The following is a 17,066-nucleotide window of genomic DNA, read 5'->3' as shown; positions in this document are numbered from 1 at the left end:
GCTGGCCTCCTTTATCCCTTGACGATGACGTTCTGGGCGGCAAGTTCACCGCGAAAATCCTTGAGCAGCCCCAGCACCGGGTTAGGCGCCGCCTGGCCGAGCCCGCAAATGGAGGCATCGATCATCACCTGGGAAAGCTGCGTCATCAGCCCGGCATCCCATTCGTTGCGTTCGAGCAGGGTGAGCATTTTTTCCGTGCCCACCCGGCAGGGTGTGCACTGGCCACAGGACTCATCGGCAAAGAAGGCCAGCAGATTGGTAGCCACCCCGCGCAGATCGTCCTGATCGGAGAGTACGATTACCGCAGCGGAACCGATAAAACAGCCGTGCTCCTGAAGGGTGTCGAAGTCGAGGGGAATATTGGCCTTGCCCGCGGGCAGAATTCCACCGGAGGCGCCGCCGGGCAGGTAGGCCGCCAAGCGGTGGCTGTCGGCCATGCCGCCGCAATACTCGTCAACCAACTCGTTGAGCGTGATCCCTGCGGGCGCTAAATACACACCAGGACGCTTGACCCGGCCTGAAACCGAGAAGCTGCGCAGCCCCACGCGGCCATGGCGGCCCTGGCTGGAGAAGGCCTCCGCGCCGCGCTGCCAGATCATGGGAATCCAGTAGACGGTCTCGACGTTATTGACCAGCGTCGGCCGATCAAAGAGCCCCTTCTGAGCCACAAACGGCGGGCGGTGGCGGGGTTTGCCCGGCTTGCCTTCCAAAGATTCGATCATCGCCGACTCTTCGCCGCAGATATAGGCGCCCGCGCCGCGGCGCAGCACGATGTAACCCGGCGCCACTAGGCCAGCAGCCTCAAGCTCGCCAATCGCCTCGCGCACCACGCTATGTAACGCTGGGTACTCATCGCGAAGATAGATATACAGCGCCTCGGCGTCTACCGCCCAGGCACTCACCAAGGCCCCTTCAAGAAACTGGTGGGGCGAGCGCTCCAGGTAGTAGCGATCCTTGAAGGTACCGGGCTCGCCCTCGTCGGCGTTGATAGCGCAGTAACGGGGGCCGGCCTCCTGGCGCACGAAGTACCACTTCTTGAAGGTGGGAAAGCCCGCACCGCCCAGACCGCGCAGATTGGCCTGCTGCATCGCTTCCATCAACACTTCTACTGTAACGCTGCCGTCGTGACAGGCCTGGAGCAACGCCATACCGCCCTCGCGGCGATAGTCGTCCAATCGCTGCCAGTCGACGGGAGCGGGGTGAAAGTGGCCCTTTTCAATCACCGACGCGATCTGCGCCTGGGTGGCGAACGGCACATGGTGGTGCCCTACTTCGGCTACCGGCGCCGTGTCGCAGCGCCCCATGCAGGGCGCCCGCAGCACCCGTACCTGCTCGATATCCACGTTCGCTTCAAGCTGTGCCTTAAGCGCCTCAGCACCGGCCAACTGGCAGGTGAGGGAGTCGCAAACGCGAATAGTCACTGCCGGCGGCGGCAACTGATCGTCGTGGATGACGTCAAAGTGGGCATAGAAAGTGGCCGTTTCGTAAACGGCCGCCATGGGCAGGTTCATGTAAGCAGCCAGGGCACGCAAATCCGCCAGCAGTAGATGGCCCCGGGTGTCCTGAATGTTGTGTAAATGTTCAATGAGTAGGTCGCGGCGGCGCAACGTGGCGTTCTGGCGTTCGTCACCCAGCAGTTCACGCAACCCCTCAAGAAGACTGGGATCGAGATCACGGCCGCGGGGCTTGCCGCGGAAGCGGCGCTTGGGGGTCACGGTCTGGACGGTCATGGGGTACTCATTATTATCTTGATCGGTTTTATACCGGATGAACAAAAACGGCACCCCTCGGGGCGCCGTCTAGGGTCGCACTAACCTGCCCTCAGGCAGGGATTAGGTCTTGTTGCTCATTGCTTATCGAATAAGTTATTAAGCCACGCTGCCATGGGGGTCAATGACGAATTTCTTAGCAGCGCCGCCATCGAAGTCGGCGTAGCCCTGGGGTGCCTGATCCAGAGTGATCATCTGGACATTCACCGCATCGGCAATATTGACCTTGCCAAACAGAATAGCCTGCATCAGTGGTCGATGGTACTTCATCACCGGGCACTGTCCAGTATGGAAGCTGTGGGACTTGGCCCAGCCAAGACCAAAGCGCATGCTCAGAGCCCCCTGCTTGGCGGCCTCGTCCTCCGCACCCGGGTCTTCGGTCACATAGAGGCCCGGAATACCGATTTGACCACCTGCACGGGTCAACGACATCGCCGAGTTCAGCACGGTCGCGGGCGCTTCTTTGCCGTGGTTGCAGCCACAGGCGTGGGCTTCGAAGCCGACGCAGTCGACAAAGGCATCGACCTCACGCTCGCCGAGGATCACCTCGATCTTGTCGGCCATGTCGCCGTCCTGGGTCAGGTCGATGGTCTCGCAGCCAAAGCTGCGCGCCTGGGCCAGACGCTCTTCGACCATATCACCAACAATCACGCAGGCCGCACCCAGCAGTTGAGCGGAAACCGCTGCAGCCAGCCCCACAGGCCCAGCACCGGCGATATAGACGGTGCTACCAGGGCCGACACCGGCGGTCACACAGCCGTGGAAACCGGTGGGAAAGATATCGGAGAGCAGGGTCAGATCCTTGATCTTCTCCATGGCCTGATCGGCATCCGGAAACTTCAGCAGGTTAAAGTCAGCGTAGGGAACCATGACATATTCAGTCTGGCCGCCGCCCCAGCCGCCCATATCCACATAGCCATAGGCGGCGCCGGGGCGAGATGGATTGACGTTGAGGCAGATACCGGTGCGGCCTTCTTTACAGTTGCGGCAGCGACCACAGGCAATGTTGAACGGCACAGAAACCAGGTCGCCTGGTTGAATAAACTCGACGTCGCGACCGCACTCAACGACCAGGCCGGTGATTTCGTGACCAAGCACCAGGCCCGATGGTGCGGTGGTGCGGCCGCGTACCATATGCTGGTCGCTGCCACAGATGTTGGTGGTAACTACCTTGAGAATCACGCCGTGATCGCACTTGCGATTGCCTAGGGCGAGTTCAGGATAGGCAATGGACTCAACGGCGACCTCTCCCGGCCCCTTGTAGACCACTCCGCGGTTGGCTGCATTCATGGCTGGCTCCTGTGGCTTATTGTTCTGTTCATGATGGTTGATTGCGCTATCCCACCCTATCCCCTCCGCGCCTGGAGACTTACCCCAAAAAGGCACTCACGTATCTATTCAAGACATCCTAACCAAGATGGATAGATAGAGGTCGCTTTCACGACACTCCTTCTTTGCAACAGGCTCAACAATTCCTAGGGTTTGCACGAAAAGTCGCTGAGCGAAGGCCAGACTAGGCAAAAATCGGCGAAAAAACGGAGTTTACGGAGTGTAAATGAGTATTTTGAGCCGACTTTTAACAACGTATGGGCGAGCGCAAGCAGTTTTCGTACAAAGCCTAGAGTCGGCGATGTGATGCATACCCGACATCTAACAAGAGCCACCAAGGAAACCTGATGAATAACAACGACGACCCGGTTCTGTCGCCCGGACAGGACAATACTCAGATCTTGGGGTTGGACTTTCATAACCCCGTTTTTCCGCTTTCCGCTCTAGCCATCCTACTGTTTATTATCTACGCGCTGGTCTATCCAGATGCTGCTAACACTCACTTAGGGCTTGCCAAAAACTGGTCGATCGAACACTTCGACTGGCTGTTTATGATTGCTGGCAATATTTTTGTGGTGTTTTGCCTTGTACTGATCTGCTTGCCACTCGGGCGGATTCGGCTAGGCGGCAAGGATGCAAAACCGGAATACTCTCGCACCTCTTGGTTCGCCATGCTGTTTGCGGCGGGCATGGGTATCGGCCTGATGTTCTGGAGCGTTGCTGAGCCAGTAGCCTACTACACCGACTGGTATGGAACGCCCTTGAATGCACCGGCGGGGACGCCTGAGGGTGCCAGCGCCGCCATGGGGGCGACCATGTTCCACTGGGGACTACACCCCTGGGCCATTTATGGCGTGGTGGCACTGTCACTGGCCTTCTTTTCCTATAACAAAGGCCTGCCACTGACGCTTCGCTCCGCCTTTTACCCGATCCTTGGCGAGCGAACCCGCGGCTGGGCAGGCCATATCATCGATATTCTTGCCGTTCTGGCCACCATCTTTGGCCTGGCCACTTCGCTTGGCTTTGGCGCTACCCAAGCGGCTGGAGGCCTCGCCTATTTGTTCGGTATTCCCAATACCATCGGCACACAGCTGGCGATAATCCTAGTGGTCACGGTGATCGCGCTGTTCTCGGTATGGCGGGGAATCGACGGTGGCGTTAAGCTGTTCTCGAATATCAACATGGTCATTGCGGCGGCGCTGCTTCTGTTTGTGGTTATAGCGGGGCCTACCTTGATGATTCTGACAGGCATTGGCACCACGGCGCTGGACTACGTGGGCCACCTTCTGCCGCTGTCGAACTGGATTGGCCGCGAGGACGACACCTGGTACCACGGCTGGACGATCTTTTACTGGGCGTGGTGGATCTCCTGGTCTCCGTTTGTCGGCATGTTCATTGCCCGCGTATCCCGGGGACGCACGGTGCGTGAATTCCTGATCGCGGTGCTGCTGGTACCAACGCTGGTCACACTGGTCTGGATGAGCGCCTTTGGCGGCACGGCGCTTTATCAAGCTGAAAATGGCGTGGGTGAACTGGCCAACGGCATTAGCGATGTCTCTCTGGCCATGTTCCATATGCTGGAGCAGCTGCCCCTGACCAGCATTACCTCGACGCTGGCGATTATTCTGGTGCTGGTCTTCTTCATTACCTCATCAGACTCAGGCTCGCTGGTGATTGATAGCATCACCGCCGGCGGCAAGACAGATGCACCCAAGAGTCAACGAGTGTTCTGGGCGACGCTGGAGGGTATTATTGCGGGTGTGTTGCTGTATGGCGGAGGGAGCACAGCACTCAGCGCCCTGCAGGCGGGCGCAGTCGCTACGGGACTCCCCTTTACGCTGGTGCTGTTACTGATGTGTTTTAGCCTCTATAGGGGGCTCCACAAAGAGTGGCGCGAGCTCAACGCGGTGCCCAGAATCGCGAGCTAATCAACGCTAAACCGCCCGCCTATCCGGCGGGCGGTTTCCTTTTGTGTCAGCCGGGAGTAAGACAATGCAGTCAAGCCCTTACCAGCGCGGTCTGCTCATGGTGGTGCTGGGCGTCATATTTCTCAGCTTCGACGGGTTGCTGATCCGCCTAGCGCGCGCCGACGGCTGGACCATCGTGTTCTGGCGCGGTCTATTGATGTTCTGCGTGCTGGGGCTTTTATGCTGGGCAGGCAAGCGGCTGGCAACACTGAGCAGCAACCCGCTCTCCTCACTGGCCTCGGCGCTGCTGCTGGGCCTGATCTCCAGTCTGTTTGTGCTGGCGGTGATGAACGCCAACGTGGCCAATGTAGTAGTGATTCTAAGTACGGCGCCGCTGTTTGCGGCGCTGTTTTCGCGGATTTTCCTGGGCGAAAACGTCGCGCTGCGTACGCTGGTGGCCATTGCTGTCTGCATGCTGGGCATGGGTTTGGTGTTCATGGGCGAGGGGGCCATGGGGATGCTGGTAGGCAACCTGTATGCCTTGGCGGCCGCGGCAGCTATCGGTGGCAACCTGACCCTGCTGCGCCGCTTTCCAGCCATTGACCCTATGACGGTGATTGCCGGTGGCGGGCTGCTCTCCGCGGCGGTTGCCCTACCCATGGCCTCGCCGCTGGATCTGGATGCCCAGCGTTATGGCGTACTGGCGCTGATGGGGCTGGTGCAGATGCCCTTGGCCACGGTGCTGATCAACAGCGCCACCCGTTACCTGCCGTCGACGGAAGTGGCGCTGTTCTATCTGGTTGAAACTGCTTTGGGCACGCTGTGGGTGTGGTGGTTATTAGGTGAAACCCCCACGACCTCGACGCTACTCGGTGGTGGTGTGGTTATCCTGGTGCTGGTAGTGCATGCCTGGATAGGCTTGCATCTGGAAAGGCAGCGTCTGCGGCTTTATCCGGGTTTTATCGGCCAATAGAAAAGCCCGCCTTAAAAAAGCGGGCTTGAGTGATGATTAGCGGCGTGATGCGCAGGCTAGTTCAGCGCAGCACATCCTCCTCCTTGAGCAGCTTGTAGATCGCCTCGGCGCCCTGTTCGGGGGACACATCGGTGAGCACCTGCCCGCCTTTGCCCTCCGACTTGGAAGCTGCCGCCTTGAAGCGATCCCTGGCCGAAGCGGCTTTGACAATTTTCAGACGCTTAGGCCGTTTACGTGCAGGGGACAGATGCCACTGGGCCAGCTCGCTGTCGGCTTCAGGGGTAGTGGGCGTGATCGCAAAGGTGGCTCGACGCGCCGGGCCGAAGGCGCTCTGGCGCGCCACCGGCGCTGCTTCATCCACGCTGATGATGGCGGGCAAGCGCACCTTGAGACGGCGACGCTGGCCCCTTGGCAACGCCTGAAGCAGCGTTACCACGCCATTTTCCACTTTTTCTACCGACGCCAAACTATTAACCAATGGCCAGTCGAGATGTTCTGCCAACGCATAGGGCAAAAGCCCAGAGCCTTCACCGCGCTCTGCGCGGGCGCCGGTGATCACTAGCTGAGGAGAGGTTGCGGCCAGGTGTTTCGCCAGGGCCAGAATGGCATCGCTACCCTCAGGCTGCTCGAGCAGGGTCATGGACTTGAGCCCCATGCCCAGGTAGCCACGCAGAGCTGCTTCGCTGCTATCGTCCTGGGAACCCGCGTGGAGCATGCTGATCCGGGTGCCCGGCAGCTCGGCCTCTATGGCCAGCGCAAGCTCCAGGCCCCGGGCATCCTGTTCAGCGCGCCTCGCGCGACCGGTTGTGGGATGACGGCCTATGGAAACCAGCACCGCCACATCGATTCCCTGTTGTTGTTGCTTCTGGTGTAGATCAGGCTGCATTGCGCTGCCCTCCCCGCTGCTGTTCCACCATGGCCACTAGCGCGGCCAGAATTTGCGTGCTGTCGCCAATCACCGCTAGGTCGGCGCGCTTGATGATGTCGCACCCCGGATCGAGATTGATCGCCACCACCTTGTCGCAGCGCTGAATGCCCTGCAGGTGCTGGATAGCGCCTGAAATACCCACCGCCATATAAACTCGGGCGGTTACCCAGGTGCCGGTCGCGCCCACCTGACGATCGCGGGCCATAAAGCCGTCGTCCACCGCGACACGCGAGGCCCCTTCGGTAGCGCCGAGGACTTTCGCGGCATGGTGGAAGGCGTCCCACTGCTTGACGCCGTTGCCACCGGAGAGGATGAACTCAGCCTCGGCCAGCGCCACGCCGGCGGGATCCACCGCCACCTGCCCCAGATCTTCAATACGCGATAGAGTGGTGGGAATTGACGCGGCCAGGGTCAGGTGCTCGGCCGCATGCCGCGTCTCGTCCACCGGTTCGGCGCACTCGGCCAGCGCCAGGGCAACCCGCGGCAGAGGCCGCTGGATATCCAGACTCCCAGCGGCGCCACGGGCCGTGCAGCGCCAACCCAAAGAGGCCTCATTATCAGCCTCCACCTGCCACACCCCGGTGGCAGCGCGTTCACCCAGGCGCAGGGCAAGCCGCCGCCCCAGATCGGCTCCGCCCAGGGGTGAGTCTGGCAATAGCCAGAAGCGCGGCGTCATCTCCCGCTCGACGGCGCTTAAAGCCGCCAGACGCGCTTCAGGGGCAAACCCTGCGTAAAACTCATCATCAAGATGCACGACGCGATCGATACCGGCTTCGCCCAGCGTCTGCTCCTTAAGCTCGCCGCCACCCTCGCCCTTATACTCACCAAATAGGATCGCCACCACAGCGCCGGGCTGTTCGGCGTCGGCATCCGCCACACGCCGGGCCAGGCCCAGCAGATCCTTGTCATGTCCGGAGAGACGCCCGCCGGTCAGGTCGGGCACCACGGCCACCAGGAAGGCAGGCTGATCAATGGTCACCGTACGGCGGCTATCGCGGGCCGCCGTGCTGGCCGCGGTGGCCTGCCCTCCTTGCTGGAGGCCACTACGATCAATCCGTTTGACGCCATTGGGGCCGATAAAACCGATGGCACGAGGATCCTTGCGCACCACGCCGCTGGGGCCCATCCATTCGCTAACCGCTCCGCCGCCCCTGTTTACACCCAGGGCGGCTAGCACCGCGGCGTTGTCGGGGTGCAGACGGTTTCGGGCGATCCACTCACGACGTGGGTCGCGGCGAATAATCTCACTCATACGATCACCTCTTCAGCAGTCGTCGATGCAGTGGTTCGGCGGGATGCGCCGGACACATCGTCAGCGGAACGCTCAACCAGTGCATCGGCCACCAGTTCGGCGATATCGCGCACTTCGGCGCTGGCATCCACCACGCCTTCCAGCATGGCGGTACACTGCGGGCAGCCCACCGCCACCAGCTCGGCGCCGCTCTCCTTGACATCGTTCATGCGCATATCGGGAATCCGCCGTTCACCGGGAATATCGGTAATCGGTGCCCCGCCACCGCCGCCGCAGCAGCGCGAGCGGAAGCCGGAGCGCTCCATCTCCTTGACCTCGATGCCCAGCGCCTTAAGCACGTTGCGTGGTGCCTCGTATTCACCGTTATAGCGCCCCAGGTAACACGGGTCGTGATAGGTGACGCTGCCGCCTTTCCAAGGGGCAAAGGTCAACCGACCAGCATCAAACAGTTCGGCGATAAAGGTACTATGGTGACGTACCTCGTAATGTCCGCCTAGCTCTCCATACTCATTGCCCAGCACATGAAAGCTGTGGGGATCGCAGGTAACAATCTGCAAGAAGCGGTACTGAGCCAGGGTGGCAATATTGCGTTTCGCCAGGGATTGGAACGTCGCTTCATCGCCCAGGCGCCGCGCCACGTCGCCGCTATCGCGCTCTTCAGTCCCCAACACCGCGAAGTCTACCTCGGCGGCGCGCAGCACTTTGACCAATGCGCGCAAGGTGCGCTGGTTGCGCATATCAAAAGCGCCATCCCCTAGCCACAACAGCACATCGACCTGCTTAAGATCTGCCATGAGCGGTAGGTTAAGATCCGCCGCCCAGTTGAGCCGCGAGCCAGGATCGAAACCGCCTGGATTGTCGGTAGCGATCAAATTGTCGAGCACCTCGGCGCCTTTATTGGGCGTTTTGCCACGCTCCAGGGTCAGGTAGCGGCGCATATCGACAATCGCATCCACGTGCTCGATCATCATCGGACACTCTTCCACGCAGGCGCGGCAGGTCGTACACGACCATAGGGTATCGGCGTCGACTAGGGCCTTCCCCTGCAGCGCCACAATGGGCCCATGGGGAGAGCCTGCGTGTTCACCTACCGGCTTACCGGGGTAGGGGGAGCCGGCATAGGCGGCATCGCTGCCCCCGGCCATGCCCACCACCATGTCCTGGATCAGCTTCTTGGGGTTCAGCGGCTGACCGGCGGCAAATGCCGGGCACACCGCCTCGCAGCGACCGCACTGCACGCAGGCATCAAAGCCCAGCAGTTGGTTCCAGGTAAAGTCGGCAGGCTTTTCTACCCCGAGGGGCGCCGCTTCATCCTCCAGGTTTAGCGCCTTAAGGCCCGTTGAGCGGCCAGCGCCGCCTTTTTTCGTGGAGAAGCGCTCGGCGCGGCGATGGAAAGCCAGATGTAAGGCGCCAGCGAAGGCGTGCTTCATGGGCCCGCCCCAGGTCATGCCAAAAAACATTTCCCCCAGGCCCCAGGCCACGACGCCCGCTAATACCAGCGCCAGCAACCAGCTACTGCCCCCTTCAAGCAGACCTTCGGGCAGCAGACCTACCGTGGGCAGCGTGACCAGGAAGACGCCTATCGAAAACGCCATCAGACTTTTGGGCAGGCGCATCCAGGGGCCTTTGGAGAGCCGAGCTGGGGGGTTAAGCCGTCGCCGCGCCACGAAGAGGCTACCGACGAACATGGAGGCACTAGCCAGTAGCAGCAATCCGCCTAGCAATGGGTTGGCAATACCCAGACCGTGCACCAGGATCATCAGCACGGCGGCGGCCACGAAGCCACCGGCGGTGGCCACGTGGGTGTTGGAGATCATTTTGTCACGCCCCACTACATGGTGCAGATCCACCAAATAGCGGCGCGGCAGGGCCACCAACCCCTTGAACAGGCTCACCCGCGAGGGGCGCCCCTGACGCCACAGGCGTATACGGCGTACAGCGCCGATTACTGCCAGGGCCAGGGCAGTAAAAATCAGTATCGGCAAGAGCGTTTCGAGCATGGTGCTCACCTCATCTTTGGTGCCATTGGCTTCGGCGGCGGGGCTGCTCTGGCGCCCCGCATTATTGTTGGCTTTCGCCTAAGTCAAAAGTCCTTGCAGATTCGCAGGGCGTCGTAAATGGCCGCATGGGTGTTACGTGGTGCCGTGCAGTCGCCCAGGCGGAACAGCAGGAAGCCATCTCCTGACTCGCTCAGACAAGGCTGCGGCTGGATTGCATAGAGTGCTTCCAGATCCACCTGCCCTCTGTTGCGGGACTGCTCTTTAAGCGCGTAATAAAGCGCCTCATCAGGGCGTACACCGTTCTCAACGACCACCTGATCCACCACGCGCTCTTCCAGAGCCCCGGTGTACTCGTTTTCGAGCACCGCCACCAAGCCATCGCCCTCGCGGTAAACCTTATGCAGCATCAGGTCGGAGGACATGATCACCTCCTTCTCGTAGAGGCTGCGGTAGTAGGTGGGGAAGGTGGTACCGCCCACCGCCGCGCCGGGCTTGATATCGTCGGTGACGATCTCCACCTTGGCGCCCTTGTCGGCGAGAAAATCCGCTGCCGAGACGCCGGAGAATTCGCAAATGGCGTCATAAATCAGCACGTTCTTACCTGGCGCCACTTTGCCTGAGAGAATATCCCAGGTGCTGACCACCAGGCTCTCCTCGGCATTCTCCGAGTAGCCCCACTCGGGGTGCTGGCTAAGGAAGGGCTGGCCACCGGTGGCAAGCACCACGATATCCGGGCGCAGATCGAGCAGCGTTTCCTCATCGGCGCGGGTGCCCAGACGCAGGTCGACTTTTAGCCGCGCCAGCTCCAGCTGGAACCAGCGGGTGATACCGGCGATCTGGTCACGCTGGGGCGCCTGGGCGGCAATCGTGATCTGCCCACCCAAGGCGTCAGCGGCCTCAAACAGAGTGACATCGTGACCGCGCTCAGCGGCTACCCGCGCTGCCTCCATACCGCCGGGGCCACCGCCCACCACGACGACTTTGCGTTTGGCGCCCTCGGTTTTCTCGATGATATGCGGCAGCCCCATGTACTCCCGGGATGTCGCGGCGTTTTGAATGCACAGCACGTCGAGGCCCTGGTACTGGCGGTCGATGCAGTAGTTAGCGCCCACGCACTGTTTGATCTGATCAATCTGGCCCATCTTGATCTTGGCGATCAGGTGAGGGTCGGCAATATGTGCCCGGGTCATGCCCACCAGGTCTACGTAGCCCCCTTCGAGGATGCGCTGGGCCTGATTGGGATCCTTAATGTTCTGGGCGTGGATCACCGGCACGTTAACCACTTCCTTGATCCCCGCTGCCAGGTGTAGGAAAGGCTCCGGCGGGTAGGACATATTAGGGATAACGTTGGCCAGGGTGTTGTGAGTGTCGCAGCCAGAACCGATAACGCCGAAGAAATCCACCATACCGGTGGCATCGTAGTAGGCGGCGATCTGCTTCATATCGTCGTGAGAAAGACCATCCGGATGGAACTCGTCGCCGCAAATGCGCATGCCGACGCAGAAGTCGTTACCCACTTCAGCGCGTACGGCTTTAAGCACTTCCATACCGAAGCGCATACGATTCTCGAAGCTACCGCCCCACTCGTCCTCACGCTTATTAACTCGTGGGCTCCAGAACTGATCAATCAAATGCTGGTGCACGGCGGAGAGTTCAACGCCGTCGAGGCCCCCTTCCTTGGCTCGGCGCGCGGCCTGAGCAAAGTCGCCAACGATACGCCAGATCTCTTCTTCCTCAATGGTCTTGCAGGTAGAGCGGTGCACCGGCTCACGGATACCAGAGGGTGATACCAGGGTCGACCAGTCGAAACCGTCCCAGCGGGAGCGGCGCCCCATATGGGTAATCTGGATCATGATCTTGCCGCCATGCTTATGCACAGCATCGGCCAAATTCTGAAAGTGCGGAATAATGCGATCAGTGGACAGGTTTACCGAGCTCCACCAGCCCTGGGGGCTATCGATGGAAACCACCGATGAGCCACCGCAAATACACAGGCCACAACCGCCTTTGGCCTTCTCCTCATAGTACCTGACGTAACGCTCAGTGGTCATACCGCCGTCGGTGGCATGCACCTCAGCGTGAGCGGTACTGACCACACGGTTGCGGATGGTCAGCTTGCCGATCTCGATCGGCTCGAAAATTGCCTCGAATGCCATGATGATCTCTCCTCATTCCCCAGGCTAGCGGAGCTCGTCGGTTAGCGGCTTGACGGTGAAAATGCCTACATCGCAGCCTTCCTCGGCGGCACTCTGAGTCTGCTCAGCAACGGTACGCAGTGAACTTCCGCGGGCAGCGAGGATTTGATCCATGGCACCGGCGAACCAACCGGTGAACATGTACTCTTCCTTGTTCCCGGTTTTGCCAAGCTGGTAAACAAAAGCGCTGTGCTCAAGTCGTACTTGAGCAGTGCCCGAGTCGAGATCAATCTGTTCAGTAATGAATAGCCCCCAACCACGCTGGGAAAGGCGGGTCATGTAGTGCTCAAATACCGCCTCTCCACTAATGTCGTGTAGCTCAGCCTCTTTCTCACACCAGTGCCAGGCGCTCTTGTAACCTGCGTGATAAAGAATTTCGGCATACTTCTCAGCACCTAGCGCCTCTTCTACGGCTACGTGATTATTGATAAAGAAGTGCCGTGGCACATAGAGCATAGGCAGCGCATCGGTCGTCCAGACGCCTGTTTCGCTATCCACTTCGATGGGCAGTGCGGGGGCCAGTTTGGTCACGGTTGTATTCCTCGGATCGTTGTTATGTCAGGTTATCGGCGGGGCTACCCCGGGAGCATGCCTACGAGGAGGCGCTATGAATCCATCCTTGGACGCTACCGACGCCATCCCTGGCGTCGGACCTCCTCTACGGCATGCTCCCGGCGCCCCTCACTTCGGAGACAGCCGCCTGCGCTTAGTCAGGCGCCCCACACGTCCTTGAGCACGCGCACCCAGTTCTCGCCCATGATCTTGCGCACCTGAGTCTCACTTAAGCCACGCTTAAGAAGTGCCTCGGTGAGATTGGGGAACTCCCCAATGGTGCGGATCCCTTTGGGATTGATGATCTTGCCAAAGTCAGTGAGGCGACGGGCGTAGCCCTTGTCATGGGTCAACCACACGAAAAACTCTTGACCATGCCCTTGGGTGAAATCGGTACCGATGCCGATAGCGTCCTCACCGACGATATTCATGACGTACTCGATCGCCTCGCAGTAGTCTTCGATGGTGGAGTCAATGCCCTTCTTGAGGAACGGCGCAAACATGGTGACACCAACAAAACCGCCGTGGTCGGCAATGAACTTCAGCTCTTGATCAGATTTGTTGCGCGGATGCTCTTTGAGGCCGGAGGGCAGGCAGTGGGAGTAACAGACTGGTTTTTTGGACTCGAGAATGACTTCCTCGGAGGTTTTGGCGCCAACGTGGGAGAGGTCGCACATCATACCCACGCGGTTCATCTCGGCGACGATCTCACGGCCAAACCCGGATAAGCCGCCATCCCGCTCGTAGCAGCCGGTACCCACCAGGTTCTGGGTGTTGTAACACATCTGCACGATGCCCACGCCCAACTGCTTGAAAATCTCTACGTAGCCAATTTGGTCTTCGAAAGCATGAGCATTCTGAAAGCCAAAGATGATGCCGGTCTTGCCCTCCTCTTTCGCCCGCGTGATGTCAGCAGTGGTACGAACAGGGCGCACCAGGTCGCTACACTCCGCCATCAGCTGGTTGGATTTGACGATATTATCGACCGTGGCCTGAAACCCCTCCCACACGGAGACGGTGCAGTTGGCAGCGGTAAGACCGCCGCGACGCATGTCCTCAAGCAGCTCGCGATTCCATTTGGCGATGATCAGACCATCAATGACGATGGCGTCATTGTGCAGTTCAGAGGGGGTCATAGCTAAGCTCCAATATTGATTAATGTAGCGAGCATAGCGCTGACGTTGGATTAGACTGCTCTTGGAAACGACGGCGGAAATTCCAAAAGCGTCATGGTGTCGTGAACACGACAACTACCCGCGCACCCGCTCACTTCGCAGAGGTGGAGTACGTTAGAGATAGCAGCTATTAAAAAACCTGCTGTCCACCTCCGGGCAGCAGGTTTGGAATAGTGGTGACGAAGTACCTATCAGCTCAGTAGCGGCACGCTGGCAAAGGTAGGCTCACCCTGAGCATGGGCAAGCGCCTGCTGGGCACTCGAAAGAGGTTCGCTTTTGTAAGGCTCGCCCCCCCATCGCTGAATTAACGATGGCGACTTAGCAGGGTTATTTCCTTGACGGTCGTGCACACCCAAGCGCTCATTTCTCGGCGGCACACCAAAATATTCTCGATAACACTTGGAAAAATGAGGCGTGGACACAAAACCGCAAACAGAAGCAATCTCGATAATCGACAGAGGCGTTTGCTTGAGCAACTGACGAGCGCGCACTAAACGCAGCTTGAGGTAATAGCGAGACGGTGAACAAAGCAAATAGCGCTGGAACAACCGCTCCAACTGGCGCCGTGAAACATTCACATAGCTTGCCAGTTCGTCGAGCTCGATGGGCTCTTCAAGGTTGGATTCCATCAACGCCACAATTTCTAACAACTTAGGCTGAGTGGTGCCCAGCACGTGCTTAAGAGGTACCCGCTGCTGATCCTGCTCGTTACGCACGCGTTCATAGATAAACATCTCGGAAATGCCTGCCGAAAGCTCGCGCCCATGGTCGTGAGCAATCAGGTTGAGCATCATATCGAGCGGCGCTGTGCCGCCTGAAGCGGTGAATCGATCACGATCAATAGAGAAAAGGTGCGGGGTCAGAATAACGTTGGGGAACGCTTCCTGCATGGAGGCCAGACACTCCCAGTGCACACTGGTTTCATAGTGATCCAGCAATCCGGCCTGCCCTAGCGCCCAACTGCCCGTACATACCGAGCCTAATCGTTTTAACTGGCGTGACTGCGACTGAAGCCAGCGTATGTGGTCACGGGTAACGCTGTGCTGCGGACCTACCCCGCCACAAACGACCACCCACTCAAGCGAGAGCGGGGTCTGCATAGAGGCATCAGGAGTCACCTGCAGCCCATCGCTGGCGCGTACGGGCAGACCGTCTTGGGTCAGGGTAAACCAGCGATACAACTCACGACCGGCCAGTTGATTGGCCATCCGTAAAGGTTCTATCGCCGACGCCAGGGAAATCAGTGTGAAATTATCTAATAGTAGAAAACCAAGGGTTTGCGGTTCGCCCGCACGATTGGTATTTGCTGCCGGGTCTTTTGCTAGATTTGATGTCATGGTTTTACCCTCCGTCACCTTTTAATCATCTTTTTTTTTCTTATTAGTATGTAGGCGTCGCTGGCGTCTTTTAGTTTCCCTTTACTAGCGTGAATACTCACTAGTTCAGGGGTGGCATTGCTCTTTGGTCGTATATTGGCACGAATAGGGCGGATAGCGACAAAACGATTGCGCGAACTTGGCTCTCCGTCGCAAATGCAACACTGGAGGTCGTTTCCGAAACCTTTGTAAAGTCACGGAGGATAATGCAATGCAGCCTCTCGCCAAGCGCCTAAGCTGGCTAGTAGCTTACTCAGCTAAGGGGCCTCGGCATCTTCAGCAACAGGTTTGATGGGGTCACCGTTTTCATCCAGCAGTTGATGATCGTAAGCGGCCTGAAGGCCAGTATCTTCAACCTCTGTCGGTTGCGGCTCTTCTTCTGTCAAATAGTCGATGTGGCCCGGATAAAGCGGTGATAGCACCGCGACCAGGATGCCGACCACAGAAAAGATCGAAAACGCATCCGCATACCCAAGCCTGTCGACCAGCACACCAATCACCGGCGAGCCCACCGCCTGCCCAAGCGCGCAGGCCATAAAGGGTAATACCGGCCCCATCGATAACCGCCCAGGCAGCAGTCGGATGCCGGTCATCAGGTACAGCCCCGTTAAGCTCATGTAAGCGAGACCGAAAACCATCGCGGAAAATATCGCCAGCGCTAATTGACCAGGGCTAGCGGCCAGCAACGCCAAGCTTGAAGACAGCATCATCAACATCAACGCCTGGGTGATGGGTGGATTATTACGGTCGGCCAAATCACTTATCACGGCACCGCCGAGCCCGGCGATACCTACCGCGAACCATAGCCATCCGGTGTGCCCTGGAGAGAGCGCGCCAAGGGTAACCGCCAGATCGGGAGCAAAAAGCCAGTACGGCGCAGATACAAAGCCCATTGCGAAGGCAAAAATCGTAAGCCGAATGAGGCGCGACCATTGCGACCTAGTGATGGGCGGTGGTGGTGCAGCATTAGCTGGAATGACCCGTGACACTGAAGGGATGAAGTACCATGCCGCCACGACCCCCATAGCGGTAAGAGCAGCAAATATCGTGTAGGTCAGTCGCCATGCATCCGACAAGAACACAACGGTCGGTACCGCCACGATAATACCGATGCTAGTACCGGCATTCATAATCGAGCTGACGCGCCCATGCATTGCACGGCTCACCAGCGCCTGCATCGCAGCGGTCAGCGCGGGCATCATTAAACCAGTGCAGATCCCGCAGATAAACACACCAATACCAAGCGATAGCGCGTCTGACGACTGGCTGATCAATGCTAAACCGCCAACACCGAAAGCCCCTGAGAGAATGGCTAAGTTGCGCGCACCGAGCCGATCAGCGGCAAGCGGCGCGACCAGTGTGGAAAGCACAAAGCTAATAAACGGCAGCGCCCCGATAATGCCGACCAAGTAAGACGTCAGCGAAAGCTCGGCACTGATAGAAGGTACAAACAGACCAAAGGCAAAACGTGCAAGCCCGTAACTGATCGCTACCAGCGCGGCTCCAAATAGGGCAAACCCCATGTTCGACAACGCTTTCATGCGGAGTCCTCCACTGCCATTGGCTGCATGTATACAAGGTCGCTATGAGCATTGTCTTCGCAACTTCCG

At 59.0% G+C, this 17,066-nt stretch carries 12 protein-coding genes; 2 read left to right on the top strand and 10 right to left on the bottom strand.

Features of this window, described 5'->3' with window-relative positions:
• Positions 1–11: 11 nt before the first annotated feature.
• Entirely contained in the window at positions 12–1,730 is a 1,719-nt protein-coding gene (locus tag HZS52_RS07145) for an NAD(P)H-dependent oxidoreductase subunit E (RefSeq protein ID WP_190374418.1), read from the bottom strand.
• 138 nt (positions 1,731–1,868) lie between these two features.
• Positions 1,869–3,059: a formaldehyde dehydrogenase, glutathione-independent gene (gene fdhA / locus HZS52_RS07140; protein ID WP_190374417.1), complete on the bottom strand. Its 1,191-nt coding sequence runs from the start codon at positions 3,057–3,059 to the stop codon at positions 1,869–1,871.
• 386 nt (positions 3,060–3,445) lie between these two features.
• Here fdhA and HZS52_RS07135 point away from each other — a divergent pair, with 386 nt between their 5' ends.
• Positions 3,446–5,026, top strand: coding sequence for a BCCT family transporter (locus HZS52_RS07135; RefSeq protein WP_190374416.1), 1,581 nt, complete (start codon positions 3,446–3,448; stop codon positions 5,024–5,026).
• Between the two features lie 64 nt (positions 5,027–5,090).
• Positions 5,091–5,978 carry a DMT family transporter gene (locus tag HZS52_RS07130; RefSeq protein WP_190374415.1) on the top strand — a complete coding sequence of 296 codons (888 nt, stop codon included), beginning with the start codon at positions 5,091–5,093 and terminating at the stop codon, positions 5,976–5,978.
• Between the two features lie 61 nt (positions 5,979–6,039).
• Here HZS52_RS07130 and etfB read toward each other — a convergent pair whose 3' ends face one another.
• The 8 genes from etfB to HZS52_RS07090 form a co-directional block, all read right to left on the bottom strand.
• Entirely contained in the window at positions 6,040–6,864 is an 825-nt protein-coding gene (gene etfB, locus HZS52_RS07125) for an electron transfer flavoprotein subunit beta (RefSeq protein ID WP_190374414.1), read from the bottom strand.
• Positions 6,854–8,158, bottom strand: coding sequence for an electron transfer flavoprotein subunit alpha (gene etfA, locus HZS52_RS07120; RefSeq protein ID WP_190374413.1), 1,305 nt, complete (start codon positions 8,156–8,158; stop codon positions 6,854–6,856). The genes etfB and etfA overlap by 11 nt, the downstream gene beginning before the upstream one ends.
• On the bottom strand, positions 8,155–10,158 hold the full coding sequence (locus tag HZS52_RS07115; protein ID WP_190374412.1) for a (Fe-S)-binding protein: 2,004 nt from the start codon (positions 10,156–10,158) through the stop codon (positions 8,155–8,157). Before HZS52_RS07115 ends, etfA begins: the two co-directional genes overlap by 4 nt.
• Positions 10,159–10,241: 83 nt before the next feature.
• Complete coding sequence (gene dgcA, locus HZS52_RS07110) at positions 10,242–12,314, bottom strand: dimethylglycine demethylation protein DgcA (RefSeq protein ID WP_190374411.1); 2,073 nt, start codon at positions 12,312–12,314, stop codon at positions 10,242–10,244.
• 24 nt (positions 12,315–12,338) lie between these two features.
• Positions 12,339–12,884: a DUF5943 domain-containing protein gene (locus HZS52_RS07105; protein WP_159177570.1), complete on the bottom strand. Its 546-nt coding sequence runs from the start codon at positions 12,882–12,884 to the stop codon at positions 12,339–12,341.
• 179 nt (positions 12,885–13,063) lie between these two features.
• Positions 13,064–14,041 carry a dipeptidase gene (locus HZS52_RS07100; RefSeq protein ID WP_190374410.1) on the bottom strand — a complete coding sequence of 326 codons (978 nt, stop codon included), beginning with the start codon at positions 14,039–14,041 and terminating at the stop codon, positions 13,064–13,066.
• Between the two features lie 230 nt (positions 14,042–14,271).
• A complete protein-coding gene (gene gbdR, locus HZS52_RS07095; RefSeq protein WP_138800660.1) occupies positions 14,272–15,417 on the bottom strand; it encodes a choline metabolism transcriptional regulator GbdR in 1,146 nt (381 codons plus the stop codon).
• Between the two features lie 296 nt (positions 15,418–15,713).
• Positions 15,714–16,997, bottom strand: a complete 1,284-nt coding sequence (locus HZS52_RS07090; RefSeq protein WP_138800661.1) for an MFS transporter — start codon at positions 16,995–16,997, stop codon at positions 15,714–15,716.
• Positions 16,998–17,066 lie beyond the last annotated feature (69 nt).

Origin of the sequence: Vreelandella titanicae, from assembly GCF_014697095.1 — a bacterium.
In the GTDB taxonomy this organism is placed as follows: Bacteria; Pseudomonadota; Gammaproteobacteria; order Pseudomonadales; family Halomonadaceae; genus Vreelandella; species Vreelandella titanicae.
This window is presented reverse-complemented; position numbering and strand designations above follow the sequence as displayed.

What these genes read in the sequence shown, in the direction of transcription:
- etfA (WP_190374413.1), bottom strand. Translation starts at nt 8,158, where the DNA reads ATGAGTGAGATTATTCGCCGCGACCCACGTCGTGAGTGGATCGCCCGA.
- HZS52_RS07100 (WP_190374410.1), bottom strand. Translation starts at nt 14,041, where the DNA reads ATGACCCCCTCTGAACTGCACAATGACGCCATCGTCATTGATGGTCTG.
- dgcA (WP_190374411.1), bottom strand. Translation starts at nt 12,314, where the DNA reads ATGGCATTCGAGGCAATTTTCGAGCCGATCGAGATCGGCAAGCTGACC.
- HZS52_RS07130 (WP_190374415.1), top strand. Translation starts at nt 5,091, where the DNA reads ATGCAGTCAAGCCCTTACCAGCGCGGTCTGCTCATGGTGGTGCTGGGC.
- HZS52_RS07135 (WP_190374416.1), top strand. Translation starts at nt 3,446, where the DNA reads ATGAATAACAACGACGACCCGGTTCTGTCGCCCGGACAGGACAATACT.
- etfB (WP_190374414.1), bottom strand. Translation starts at nt 6,864, where the DNA reads ATGCAGCCTGATCTACACCAGAAGCAACAACAACAGGGAATCGATGTG.
- HZS52_RS07090 (WP_138800661.1), bottom strand. Translation starts at nt 16,997, where the DNA reads ATGAAAGCGTTGTCGAACATGGGGTTTGCCCTATTTGGAGCCGCGCTG.
- HZS52_RS07115 (WP_190374412.1), bottom strand. Translation starts at nt 10,158, where the DNA reads ATGCTCGAAACGCTCTTGCCGATACTGATTTTTACTGCCCTGGCCCTG.
- fdhA (WP_190374417.1), bottom strand. Translation starts at nt 3,059, where the DNA reads ATGAATGCAGCCAACCGCGGAGTGGTCTACAAGGGGCCGGGAGAGGTC.
- gbdR (WP_138800660.1), bottom strand. Translation starts at nt 15,417, where the DNA reads ATGACATCAAATCTAGCAAAAGACCCGGCAGCAAATACCAATCGTGCG.
- HZS52_RS07145 (WP_190374418.1), bottom strand. Translation starts at nt 1,730, where the DNA reads ATGACCGTCCAGACCGTGACCCCCAAGCGCCGCTTCCGCGGCAAGCCC.